The organism is Mycobacterium sp. SVM_VP21 (assembly GCA_024758765.1).
GTDB classification, from domain to species: domain Bacteria; phylum Actinomycetota; class Actinomycetes; order Mycobacteriales; family Mycobacteriaceae; genus Mycobacterium; species Mycobacterium heraklionense_C.
Window position 1 is genome coordinate 3,386,295 of record CP101406.1, and the last position, 11,543, is coordinate 3,397,837.

Annotated in this window: 13 protein-coding genes; 9 read left to right on the plus strand and 4 right to left on the minus strand. The window is 68.2% G+C overall.

The annotated features are described in order from the left end of the window. Positions 1-10 precede the first annotated feature (10 nt). Entirely contained in the window at positions 11-1,072 is a 1,062-nt protein-coding gene (locus NM962_15735; protein ID UVO14762.1) for a phosphotransferase family protein, read from the plus strand. Between the two features lies 1 nt (position 1,073). Next, on the plus strand, positions 1,074-2,462 hold the full coding sequence (locus tag NM962_15740) for an MHS family MFS transporter (protein ID UVO11417.1): 1,389 nt from the start codon (positions 1,074-1,076) through the stop codon (positions 2,460-2,462). A 5-nt stretch (positions 2,463-2,467) separates the two neighbouring features. Here NM962_15740 and NM962_15745 read toward each other — a convergent pair whose 3' ends face one another. From NM962_15745 to NM962_15755, 3 genes are read right to left on the minus strand one after another with little or no spacing between them, the layout of a single operon-like run. Next, positions 2,468-4,006, minus strand: a complete 1,539-nt coding sequence (locus NM962_15745) for an FAD-dependent monooxygenase (GenBank protein UVO11418.1) — start codon at positions 4,004-4,006, stop codon at positions 2,468-2,470. Positions 4,007-4,018: 12 nt separating this feature from the next. Next, positions 4,019-4,633 (minus strand): TetR/AcrR family transcriptional regulator, encoded by a 615-nt coding sequence (locus tag NM962_15750; protein UVO11419.1) that lies wholly within the window; start codon positions 4,631-4,633, stop codon positions 4,019-4,021. A 51-nt stretch (positions 4,634-4,684) separates the two neighbouring features. After that, positions 4,685-5,428: a dienelactone hydrolase family protein gene (locus NM962_15755; GenBank protein UVO11420.1), complete on the minus strand. Its 744-nt coding sequence runs from the start codon at positions 5,426-5,428 to the stop codon at positions 4,685-4,687. Here NM962_15755 and NM962_15760 point away from each other — a divergent pair. From NM962_15760 to NM962_15775, 4 genes are read left to right on the plus strand one after another with little or no spacing between them, the layout of a single operon-like run. Then, positions 5,409-5,624 carry a hypothetical protein gene (locus NM962_15760; protein ID UVO11421.1) on the plus strand — a complete coding sequence of 72 codons (216 nt, stop codon included), beginning with the start codon at positions 5,409-5,411 and terminating at the stop codon, positions 5,622-5,624. The two genes, NM962_15755 and NM962_15760, sit on opposite strands and share 20 nt — an antisense overlap. A gap of 10 nt (positions 5,625-5,634) precedes the next feature. Then, complete coding sequence (locus NM962_15765) at positions 5,635-6,435, plus strand: thymidylate synthase (protein ID UVO11422.1); 801 nt, start codon at positions 5,635-5,637, stop codon at positions 6,433-6,435. Continuing rightward, complete coding sequence (locus NM962_15770) at positions 6,432-6,926, plus strand: dihydrofolate reductase (GenBank protein ID UVO11423.1); 495 nt, start codon at positions 6,432-6,434, stop codon at positions 6,924-6,926. Before NM962_15765 ends, NM962_15770 begins: the two co-directional genes overlap by 4 nt. Beyond that, the gene (locus NM962_15775) at positions 6,914-8,143 is read left to right on the plus strand and encodes a winged helix DNA-binding domain-containing protein (protein UVO11424.1); all 1,230 of its coding nucleotides are present in this window, start codon (positions 6,914-6,916) and stop codon (positions 8,141-8,143) included. The genes NM962_15770 and NM962_15775 overlap by 13 nt, the downstream gene beginning before the upstream one ends. Here NM962_15775 and NM962_15780 read toward each other — a convergent pair. Next, a complete protein-coding gene (locus NM962_15780; protein ID UVO11425.1) occupies positions 8,133-8,831 on the minus strand; it encodes a DoxX family protein in 699 nt (232 codons plus the stop codon). The two genes, NM962_15775 and NM962_15780, sit on opposite strands and share 11 nt — an antisense overlap. A 334-nt stretch (positions 8,832-9,165) precedes the next feature. Between NM962_15780 and NM962_15785 the strand changes: the two genes are divergently transcribed. From NM962_15785 to dapA, 3 genes are all read left to right on the plus strand, one after another. Continuing rightward, positions 9,166-9,747: a sensor domain-containing protein gene (locus NM962_15785; GenBank protein ID UVO11426.1), complete on the plus strand. Its 582-nt coding sequence runs from the start codon at positions 9,166-9,168 to the stop codon at positions 9,745-9,747. 97 nt (positions 9,748-9,844) lie between these two features. Continuing rightward, a complete protein-coding gene (thyX, locus tag NM962_15790; protein UVO11427.1) occupies positions 9,845-10,609 on the plus strand; it encodes an FAD-dependent thymidylate synthase in 765 nt (254 codons plus the stop codon). A gap of 31 nt (positions 10,610-10,640) precedes the next feature. Beyond that, positions 10,641-11,543 (plus strand): 4-hydroxy-tetrahydrodipicolinate synthase, encoded by a 903-nt coding sequence (dapA, locus tag NM962_15795; protein UVO11428.1) that lies wholly within the window; start codon positions 10,641-10,643, stop codon positions 11,541-11,543.

An 11,543-nucleotide genomic window follows, 5' to 3' on the forward strand; every position in this document is an offset into this window, starting at 1 on the left:
GCCACTGGGCATCGACCCGGCGGCTGCGACCGCGTGGATCACCGAACTGGGCCTGCCCGTGCGCGGGTCGCTGCGCTTCGAGCGGATCGGAATCGGACAGTCCAACCTGACCTACCGGGTGTCCGACGACGCCGGTCATAGCTGGGTGCTGCGCCGGCCGCCGCTGGGAAAGTTGCTGGCCTCGGCCCACGATGTGGCCCGCGAAGCGCGGATTCTCGCGGCCCTCGGCGACACCGACGTCCCCACGCCGAAGGTGTACGGGTTGACCCGCGATGCCGGTGGCGATCGCCAGCGCGGCGAAGCCGGGCGCAGCGGGTCGCCACTGGAGGCAAAAGACACGCCGTTGCTGCTGATGGAGTTCGTCGACGGCGTGGTGGCAGACCGGATGTCGGTGGCACAGGCGCTCTCTCCCGAGCGGCGCCGACAGATCGGGCTGTCCATGCCCAAGACGCTGGCCAAGATTCATGCCGTCGACATCACCGCGGTAGGCCTGGATGATCTGGCCAGCCACAAGCCGTACGCGCAACGTCAGCTCAAGCGGTGGGCCGGGCAGTGGGAGAAGTCCAAGACACGCGAGCTGCCCGCACTCGATGACCTGACCAGGCGTCTGACCGACGCCGTGCCGCAGCAGCAGGAGCTCACGCTGGTGCACGGCGACTTCCACCTGCGCAACGTGATCACGTCACCGGACAGCGGCGAGGTGATCGCGGTGCTGGACTGGGAGTTGTCCACCCTCGGCGACCCGTTGGCCGACATGGGCAGCCTGCTGGCGTATTGGCCGCAGGTCGGCGAAGAGCACATCGCCGGGGAGTTCGTCATCAGCACCCTGGAGGGCTTCCCGGACCGGGCGGAGCTGGCCCGGGTGTACCTGGAAGAGACCGGGCGCGACGCGGCGACCCTGCAGTACTGGCATGCGCTCGGGCTGTGGAAGGTCGCGATCATCGCCGAGGGCATCGTGCGGCGGGTGCTGGACAACCCGGCGAACAAGGCTGCCGCCGGCACTCCCATCACCGCGTGGATCGATGCCTTGGTAGACAAGGCGCGTGAGGTCGCCGACGAAGCAGGCATCTGAGATGAGCACGTCGTATCGCGCCGGCGCCGCCGCCGGCGGGGCCGACCTCGTCGGAGGTGTCCCGCGCCGGCGGATCGCGGTGGCGGCAATGGTCGGCACCACGATCGAGTTCTACGATTTCTACGTCTATGCGGCCGCCGCGGTCACGGTCTTCCCGCACTTGTTCTTCCCGACGGGCAATCCCACGGCGGCGCTGTTGGCCTCGTTGGCGACGTTCGGCTTGGCGTTCGTGGCCAGGCCGGTGGGGTCGATCCTGTTCGGTCACTTCGGTGATCGGCTGGGCCGCAAATCCACCCTGGTCGCCTCCTTGCTGCTCATGGGTGTCGCCACGTTCCTGATCGGTGTGCTGCCCACCTACCACCACATCGGTCTGCTCGCCCCGGTGCTGCTGGCGGCCTTGCGGTTCTGTCAGGGTTTGGCGCTCGGCGGCGAATGGAGCGGTGCTGCGCTGCTGGCCACCGAAACCGCTAAACCGGGCCGCCGGGCGACGGCGGGAATCTGGCCGCAACTGGGTGCGCCCCTGGGCTATCTGCTAGCCACCGCGATCTTCCTGGTCCTGTTCACGTGGTTGGGACCGGCCACCGCCGGCGCGGACGGAGCCGGGCCATTTCTCACCTGGGGCTGGCGGATTCCGTTTCTGCTGAGCGCCGTGATGGTGGCCGTCGGACTGTATGTGCGGCTGCGGCTCACCGAAACCCCGGTCTTCGCGCAGGCGAAGGCCAGCGGTGCGCCGGTGAACGCTCCGATCGCAGCGCTGCTGCGGGGCAGCTGGCGCCGGCTGGTCATCGGCACGTTGGTGATGGTGGTGCCCTACACGCTCTTCTACACCGTGACGACGTGGATCCTGAGCTACGGCACCGCCAAGCGTCCGCCCGAGGGCATCGGCCTGGGCTACGGCTACGCCGAGTTCCTCGGGCTGCAGCTGATCGCCGTGCTGTTCTTCGTGGCGGTGCTGCCGATCGTCGGCAGGCTGGCCGACCACTTCGGCCGACGCCCGCTGCTGCTGTTCTTCACCGCCGGAATCATGGTGTACGGAACCACCTTCGGCGCATTCCTCAAACCGACCGCATCCACCGGTGTGATGCTGGCGTTCCTGATAATCGGGATGACTTTGATGGGCTTGGCGTTCGGCCCGATGAGTGCGGTCTTACCCGAACTGTTCCCGACCAATGTCCGCTACACCGGCTCGGGCGTCGCCTACAACGCGGCGAGCATTCTGGGGGCGGCGGTGGCGCCGTTCATCACCACCTGGCTGGCAACCAGCCACGGCGCGGCCTGGGTGGGCGGCTACCTGTCGATTGCGGCCGCGTGCTCGTTCGTGGCGCTGCTGGCGATGCAGGAGACCCGCGACACCGAGCTACATCAGGTCGGGATCGCCGACGACGTCTGACAATGTCAGGGACTCGGCACGCCGAACCAGCGGGTCAGCGCAGCCTCCAGGGCCGACTGCTCGGACGGGTTGAAACCGTCTGTTGCCCAGGCGATATAGCCGTCCGGCCGGATGAGCAGGGCGGCTGCCGGGGGCTCGGACATGGCGGCCGTGACAGCATCGACCCGACCGGCCCACGGCCGGGCGGCTGCTGCCGCGGTGCCCTCGGCCAGGTCGAGCAGCACCGCACGCCCACTGTGCAATAGCTCGGCGACCCGGCGACCGTCGTCGAGCGTGAAATCCGGGACATGCCATCCGGACAATCGGTGGTCGTCGCCGACGTCGTAGCGCACGTCGGTGCCGGCCAGCAGTTCGGCGAGGTGCGCCGACACCTGCGGGATGGCCGACAGCTCCCCGAAAAGGTCCCGCAGCGCGGCGACGTGCGGTCCCGGCGATACCAACGCGGTCTGGGCGAGCGAGTGCATCATCACCCGCTGCCCCAGGGGCTTGCGCTCGGAGTCGTAGCTGTCCAGCAGCCCGTCGGGCGCCCAGCCGTTGATCTGAGCGGCGAGCTTCCAGCCGAGGTTGATGGTGTCCTGCAGTCCGAGATTCAGTCCCGGCCCGCCCATCGCGCTGTGGACATGAGCGGCGTCGCCGAGCAGCAGCACCCGTCCGGCGCGGTAGCGCTCGGCCTGGCGACTGTTCTGCCCCTCAATGCGGCGCAGCGCATGCGGACCTGGCCCGGTTGGATCGGCGAACGGGATTTCGACGCCGAGAATGCGCTGCAGGCTTTGCCGGAGTTCGGCAAGCGTCATCGGGCCGGCATCACCCGACGAGCCGAACTCCAGCGTGCCCAACAATGACCGGTCGGGCTCGACTTCACCGAACAGCACCAGGCCATTGTCGAACCGGTTGTGGCCATGGGCGATCCGTCCGAAGCCCGGTATCTGAAGGCTGCGATCGACGGCACGCAGATCCTCCGGGATCTGCACGTGCGCCAGCCGCGACACCGTCGCCGCCGTGGTACCGGGAAAGGCGATTCCGGTTGTCTTGCGCACGATGCTGCGGCCGCCGTCGGCGCCCACCAGGTAGTCGGCGGCCAGGGCATAGTCGCCGTCGGCAGATCTGATCGCCGTCACCACGCCGTCGTCTCCGGCGTCGAACCCGGTGAGTTCGTGGCCCCAGCGAACCGCCACGCCGAGCTCAGCGGCGCGCTCCAGGAGTAGCCGCACCAGCTTCGGTTGGGGCACCGCAAGCAGATACATCGGGTTGGCCCGGGTGCCGGTGAAGCTGTGCGACAGATCCAGGGCCATTCCGGAGAACATCCACGTGGGGGAGGGCCGCGGGGGACCGTCCACGCCGCTGAACCTGGTATAGAGACCCCGCAGGTCGAGCATTCGAACCACTTGCCCGACAAGACCGTTGGCCTTCGGCTCAGAACTGGGTACGGGCAACGCGTCGAGCACGACCGGCTGGATTCCGGTCAGCGCCAGCTCGCACGCCAGCATCAGGCCGTTGGGGCCGGCGCCGGCGATGACGACGGGATGGTGTGCTGCGGCGGCCATGGTCATGCCTTTTCAGTCGGTGGGTGCCGGAAGCCCGGCGGCGACGTCGGCGAACGCCTCGCGGAGCAGCCGCGGGTAGGGGACCGGCGGATCCGCGGCGGTGTAGGTGTCCATGGTGGCCTCGACAACCGCGTAGACGACGCCGGCGGCCAGGCGGGGATAGCGATCGCGCTGCGGATCGGTGCCGGTGCGTTCGGCGATCGCGCGGACGAAGTCGTCGAAGACCTCGTGCGGCAACGCACTGCGAATGTCACTGTTGCTCAGTGCCTTGCGAAGCTCAGCGAGCTTGGCGCGGGCCGGCGGGCGGTTGACATCCTCGGTCGACGCGGTGAAGTCGTCTTCGATGGGCCCGAGAATCGCCTCGGTGAGCGACGTCCACAGCGGCTCCTCGGCGGGACGCTGGCGCAGCAGGGCGACACCGCGACGCAGGCGTTCGGTCTGCCGATAGGCCAAGGCCTCGAACTTGGTGGCGAAGTAATTGCTGAAGGTCCGTGTTGAGACCCCGGCCAGGGCGGCGATGTCTTCCCGGGTGACGTTGTCCAGGCCGCGCTCGAACATCAGCTGCAGGGCGGCGTCGGACAGGGCTCGGCGGGTGTCGGCCTTCTTGCGTTCTCGCAGACCGGTCATTCCACCATACTACCTGAAAATGCTCAGTGGGCAATAATTCCCAGTAGGCAATTATTGGGTGGCCAGAGTGTCGCCGAACACGTCGCGCATCGCCGCCCAGTGCCGGGCCGCCGCGTCGGCGTCATAGGGCGCGTTGTCGGGCACGGCGAACCCGTGCGCGGCCGGATAGAACTCGACGGTGTATGTGACGCCGGCGGCGCTCAGCGCCTCGTCCAGGGTTGCGGCATGCGCCTTCGTGAACGACGCGTCGTTCTCGGCGCCGGCCACATAGACGGTGGCAGTCATCTGATCGGCCAGCAGATGGGGACTGTCCGCGGAGTCGGTGACCAGGCCGCCGCCGTGGAACGACGCCGCCGCGGCCACCCGGTCGGGCACGCGTCCGGCGACGGTCACCGATGTACGCCCACCCATGCAGTAGCCGCACACCCCGAATTTCTCTCCGCGGACTTCGGGCCGGCCGGCCAGATAATCGAAGAACGCCCGCGCGTCGGTGGTCATCCGGTCCGGGGTCACGTCGCCGATCATCGAGAACAGCCGGCCGCGCTCCTTGGCGTCGGCGAATACCGTCGCCATGTCGAACGGCGCCCAGCCGGGGTGCCGGTAGTACACATCGGGAAGCAGCACGGCGTAGCCGTAGCCCGCCAGTTCGGTGGCCATCTCGTCGAAGGCCGCCCGGACTCCGCCAGCATCGGGATACATGACCACGCCGGGCCAGGGCCCGGAGCCTTCCGGGGTGAACAGGCGAACGGGGCAGTCCCCGTCGGGGGTGGTGATGGTGTCGGTGATCGTGGGCATGGCCTCCGTTGTACTCCGACCGATCGCCGCGGTGTTGATGCGGCGACCCGCGGCGCGTGGCTTCGCCGCGCTTGCGATCGCCGCGGTGTTGATGCGGCGACCCGCGGCGCGTGGCTTCGCCGCGCTTGCGATCGCCGCGGTGTTGATTGCGGCGACCCGCGGCGCGTGGCTTCGCCGCGCTTGCGATCGCCGCTAAGCTGGGCGGCGTGCCGATCGCGACCCCGTACGAAGACCTGTTGCGGCTGGTTTTGGCCGAGGGAACCGCGAAGGCGGACCGTACCGGCACCGGCACCCGCAGCCTGTTCGGCCACCAGCTGCGCTATGACCTGACCGCCGGATTCCCGCTGATCACCACCAAGAAGGTGCACCTCAAGTCGGTGATCTACGAGCTGCTGTGGTTTCTGCGCGGTGACTCCAACATCGCCTGGCTCAACGAACACGGTGTCACCATCTGGGATGAATGGGCTTCTGAGACAGGAGATCTCGGTCCGGTCTACGGAGTGCAGTGGCGGTCGTGGCCGACGCCGGCGGGTGAGCACGTAGACCAGATCTCTGCTGCGCTGCACCTGCTGCGCACCGACCCGGATTCGCGCCGGATCATCGTCTCGGCATGGAACGTCGGCGAGATCGGCGAGATGGCGCTGGCCCCCTGTCACGCGCTGTTTCAGTTCTACGTCGCCGACGGCAAGCTGTCCTGCCAGCTCTATCAGCGCAGCGCCGACCTGTTCCTCGGCGTGCCGTTCAACATCGCCAGCTATGCGCTGCTGACCCACATGATGGCCGCGCAGGCCGGGCTGGGTGTCGGAGAGTTCATCTGGACCGGCGGCGACTGCCACATCTACGACAATCACGTCGATCAGGTCACCGAACAACTGAGTCGTGATCCGCGTCCGTATCCGCAATTGGTTCTGGCGCCGCGTGACTCGATCTTCGGCTACACCTACGAGGACGTCGAGATCCGGGGCTACGACCCGCATCCGGCGATCAAGGCGCCTGTGGCGGTATGACGATCAGTCTGATCTGGGCTCAGTCGAAGTCCGGGGTGATCGGCCGTGCCGGCGGCATTCCCTGGCGGGTGCCCGAAGATCAGGCCCGCTACAAACAGCTCACCATCGGCCACACCGTGGTGATGGGGCGGCTGACCTGGGAATCGCTGCCCGCCAGAGTCCGGCCGCTGCCCGATCGGCGCAATGTCGTGCTCACCCGGGACCCGGACTATGTCGCCGACGGCGCCACCGTCGTGCCGACCCTGGATCAGGCGCTGGAGGGCGACGACATCTGGGTGGTCGGCGGAGCGGAGATCTACGCGCTGGCGCTGCCGCTGGCGGGCCGCTGCGAAGTAACCGAGGTCGATATCGATTTGCCGGCGCAGGACGGTGACGCCGTGGCGCCGGTGCTTGACCAGTCCTGGCAGGCCAGCACGGGGGAGTGGCTGACCAGCCGAACCGGTCTGCGCTACCGCTATCTGACTTACCACCGGACTTCGTGCCAGTCCTGACCGCCGCGCAGGCGCGTCGGATCGCCGTTGCCGCACAGGGATTCACGGATCCCAAACCCTCTGCCACAGTCACCAGGGCGCACCTGAAACGGCTGATCTCCCGCATCCAAGTACTGCAGCTCGATTCGGTCTCTGTGGCGGTACGCGCCCACTACGCGCCGGTGTTCAGCCGGCTCGGGCCCTATGACCGCACCGTGCTGGATCGAGCCGCGTGGAGCCACAGCGCCCGCTCGCCGCGGTTGTTGGTCGAGTACTGGGCGCACGAGGCGGCGCTGATGGCCGTCGAGGACTGGCCGCTGTTGCGCTGGCGGATGCGGCAATGGCCCCATGGCCGGTGGGGTTCGGCCATCGTGCGGGCCAACCCGCAGCTGGTCATCGATGTCACCGCCGCGATCGGCGAACTGGGTCCGTCGACTGCCGGCGAGATCGAAGAGCACCTGGCCTCCACGTGGTCAGCGTCCGGTCGAGCCGGAAAGGGGCCGTGGTGGAACCGCAGTGACACCAAATGGGTGGCCGAGGCGCTGTTCGCCTCGGGGGAGCTGACCACGGCCACCCGGGTCGGGTTCGCCCGGCACTACGACCTGGTCGAGAACGTGCTGCCACCGCAGGTGCTGGCAGTCGAGGTCGACGACGACGAGGCGATTCGCGAGCTTGTCCGCCGCGCAGCCGGCGCCCTGGGCGTTGCCACCGAGGCCGACCTGCGTGACTACTTCCGGTTGTCGGCCGCCCAGGTCAAACCGGCGATCGCGAAGTTGGTGGCGGCCGGCGAATTGGAACCGGTCGCCGTCGACGGCTGGGACGCCGCGGCCTATCTGCGTGCGGGGCAATCGATTCCGCGAACCGATCGCGGCACCGCATTGCTGTGCCCGTTCGATCCGCTGATCTTCTTCCGGCCGCGGGTGCAGCGGTTGTTCGACTTCTTTTATCGCATTGAGATCTATACCCCGGCGCCCAAACGGCAGTACGGCTACTACGTGTGGCCATTCCTGTTGGATGGGGAGCTGGTCGGCCGGGTGGACCTCAAGGCCGATCGGCAGCAGGGTGCGCTGCATGTCGTCGGGGCGTTCGCCGAAGAGGGGCAGTCGCGCGAACGAGTGGCTGAGGCACTGGCCACCGAACTGTGGTCGATGGCGTCCTGGCTCGGATTGAGTCAGGTCAGGGTGGGGGAGCGCGGGGATCTGGTGGCCGAGCTGCGCCGACGGGTGCTCAATGGTTAGCCCAACGGGCCGCGGCGATGGATCGGGCCGCCTGCGCCAGCTCGGTTCCGCGGTCGGCGGCGACTTCAGCGAGCTGTGCTCCCCGTTCGCCGGCCGACTCCAGTAACGGTCCGGCCATTTCCCCCACCATCTCGGCGAGTTCGCGGCCGTGTTCCACGCCGGCCTTCAAGCCCGCGCTGACCTTTTCGCCGACTGTCTCCAGCGCGGCATCACCGGACGTGGTGGGCAACGCGTCGGCTGCACGCCGATAGGCGCGGCGGGCCCGCCAGCCCAGTGAAGGTCTTCCCTCGGTGTCGGCAGCCGCGATCATCAATCCACCGACCAGGCTGATGTCGGTCAAGAACGCTTTGCGTTGTTCAGCCCTGCGTTGCGGGTCGGGCTCCGTCCAGAACATGTGCGCCCCGGCGCTACCTGGGATTACCGTGCACGCCAGTACCGCGGCCGCAATGCGTGGCAGCTTGCCGGTTGCCAGCAAGACGCCACCGCCGACCTGCGCCAGCGCGTTGGCCTTGGCGAACGCCTCGACGTCGGACGGCATCTTGGCCGCTATCTCGCCGGGTAACTGCTTGAGTCCGTCAAACGCCGGACGGGCCGCCCGCCCGGCTTGCTGCGGCCGGCGCAACGCCTCCACGCCTTGACCGATAAACGCTGCCGCGAGCAGTGGACGTGTGATCTTCCGTAGCAACACTGAGCCCCCCATCGCTGTTGAGCCCGCTCGCGTGCCTCCTGCGCAGCGGCCTTGGCGCGGGATACCCGTCGGGACTTACGGCGTAAACGTCGAGAGCCGGCGGACCGGCCGCCACCGGCGAAGCTTCCCGGACGGCGCTAGGGTGGCGACCGGGAGCTGATCGGCAGCGTTGATGACTGGCGTACCGATCCAGGGTCGGGGATGTCGGGGTGATCGTATGCGGGTTTCTGCTGCATGGGTGCTTGTTGTCGCGAGTGCTGCGCTGGCTGCCGGCTGTGGGAGTCACGAACTGAAGGTCCTGCCGAACCCCACATCGACGGTGCCCACCCCTACCATGACGGCCGCACCCGTCGCCGAGGATGGCCTGCGCGCTCTGTTACTCACCCCCGAGCAGGTCAACTCGATCATGGAGGCGACCGATATGGCCGTCACCCGCACCCATACCGCCCTGTCGGACGACAGCGCCACCATGCAACCTCAAGAGTGTCTGGCCATCGACGGCGCGGCTCAGGAGCCGGTATACGCCGACAGCGGCTACTCCGGCGTGCGGGAACAGGCGCTCAGCGAGGGCGACGATTTCGAGCACTTCGCCGAACAGGCCGTCGTCGCGTTCCCATCGGCCAAGCAGGCCGCCGCGTTCTTCGCCACTGCCGCCCGGCAATGGCCGGCCTGCCACGAATACAGCCATCTGCAGAGCGGCACTATCTGGACCGCCGGTCCGATCGTCAACGCCGACGGCATGCTGAGCACCGTCGCGACCCAAGACAATGCGGGCAACGACGTGAGCTGGGCCTGCGGGCGGGCGCTGACCGTGGCCAACAACGTCGTGATCGACGTCAACACCTGCAGTGCGGATCCCAAGGACACCGCGGTGGTCATCGCTGGTCAGATCGCTGCGAAAGTGCCCAGCGACTGACGTTCACCCGCCAATACGCCGAGGGCATTCTGCCTGGTGCCCTACGTGTGGGCGCGGTGGCGTTGAGACCGGCCGGGCACGCCTTAAGGTGAGTGCCGTGGCCGAGACGGCGCCGCTGCGCGTGCAACTGATTGCCAAGACCGAGTTCAGTCCGCCGTCGGACGTGCCGTGGAGCACCGACGCCGACGGCGGGTCGGCACTGGTCGAGTTCGCCGGCCGGGCCTGCTACCAGAGCTGGTCCAAGCCCAACCCGCGAACCGCGACCAACGCCGCCTACCTGAAGCACATCATCGACGTCGGGCACTTCTCGGTGTTGGAGCACGCCTCGGTGACCTTCTACATCACCGGCATCTCCCGGTCGGCCACCCACGAGCTCATCCGGCACCGGCACTTCTCGTTCTCCCAGCTGTCCCAGCGCTACGTGCCCGAACCGGACTCGCGGGTCGTGGTGCCGCCCGGCCTGGAGGACGACCCGGAACTGCAGCAGATCCTGACCGACGCCGCGGACGCCAGTCGCGCCGCCTACGTCGAGCTGCTGGCCCGGCTGGAAGCCAAATTCGCGGCGGGCCAGGCCGGCGAGACCGTGGGGGCGCTGCGGCGCAAGCAGGCTCGACAGGCCGCTCGCGCCGTGCTGCCCAACGCCACCGAGACGCGCATCGTGGTGACGGGCAATTACCGGGCATGGCGGCACTTCATCGCGATGCGGGCCAGCGAGCACGCCGATGTCGAGATTCGCCGGCTGGCCGTCGAGTGCCTGCGGCAGCTCACTGACGTGGCTCCGGCGGCGTTCGAGGACTTCCAGATCAGCACGCTGGCCGACGGCACCGAAGTCGCGACCAGTCCGCTCGCCACCGAGGTCTGAGCAACTCCAGGGGCCAGGTAATCTTGGGGCCGTGAGCAGCAGCGGATTCGACGCCAAGGCGCAGTTCGGCACCGTGCTGACCGCCATGGTGACCCCCTTCGGCGCGGACGGCTCGGTGGACACCGACGCCGCCGTACGCCTGGCCAATCGCCTTATCGACGCCGGTTGCGACGGTTTGGTGATCTCGGGTACCACCGGCGAGTCGCCGACCACCGCGGACTACGAGAAGCTCACGCTGCTGCGTGCGGTGGTCGAGGCGGTCGGTGACCGGGCTCGCATCATCGCCGGCGCCGGCAGCAACGACACCGAGCACAGCGTGCGCCTCGCCGAGGCCTGCGCCGGGGTCGGCGCGCACGGCCTGCTGGTGGTGACGCCGTACTACTCGCGTCCGTCGCAGGCCGGCCTGTTGGCGCACTTCACCGCCGTCGCCGACGCCAGCGCGCTGCCGGTGATGCTCTACGACATCCCGGCCCGCTCGGTGGTGCCGATCGCGCCGGACACCATCTTCGAGCTGGCCGAACACCCCAACATCGTCGCGATCAAGGACGCCAAGGGGGACTTGCACGCCGGAGCGCAGATCATGGCCGAGACCGGATTGGCCTACTACTCCGGCGACGACGCGCTGAATCTGCCCTGGCTGGCCATGGGGGCCACCGGATTCGTCAGCGTGATCTCGCACTTCGCGGCCGCTCAGTTGCGCGACATGCTGGCCGCCTTCGCGGCCGGCGACGTCGAGACCGCCCGCAAGATCAACGTCTCGATCGCATCGCTGTCCAACGCGATGGGTCGCGTCGGCGGGGTGACCTTCGTCAAGGCCGGTCTGCGATTGCAGGGTTTCGAGGCCGGCGATCCCCGGTTGCCGATGGTCCCGGCATCCGCCGCCGAGGTCGACGAACTTGCCATCGACATGCGCGCTGCGTCAGTACTCGGGTGA

What these genes read in the sequence shown, in the direction of transcription:
- NM962_15740 (UVO11417.1), top strand. Translation starts at nt 1,074, where the DNA reads ATGAGCACGTCGTATCGCGCCGGCGCCGCCGCCGGCGGGGCCGACCTC.
- NM962_15745 (UVO11418.1), bottom strand. Translation starts at nt 4,006, where the DNA reads ATGGCCGCCGCAGCACACCATCCCGTCGTCATCGCCGGCGCCGGCCCC.
- NM962_15750 (UVO11419.1), bottom strand. Translation starts at nt 4,633, where the DNA reads ATGACCGGTCTGCGAGAACGCAAGAAGGCCGACACCCGCCGAGCCCTG.
- NM962_15755 (UVO11420.1), bottom strand. Translation starts at nt 5,428, where the DNA reads ATGCCCACGATCACCGACACCATCACCACCCCCGACGGGGACTGCCCC.
- NM962_15770 (UVO11423.1), top strand. Translation starts at nt 6,432, where the DNA reads ATGACGATCAGTCTGATCTGGGCTCAGTCGAAGTCCGGGGTGATCGGC.
- NM962_15785 (UVO11426.1), top strand. Translation starts at nt 9,166, where the DNA reads ATGACGGCCGCACCCGTCGCCGAGGATGGCCTGCGCGCTCTGTTACTC.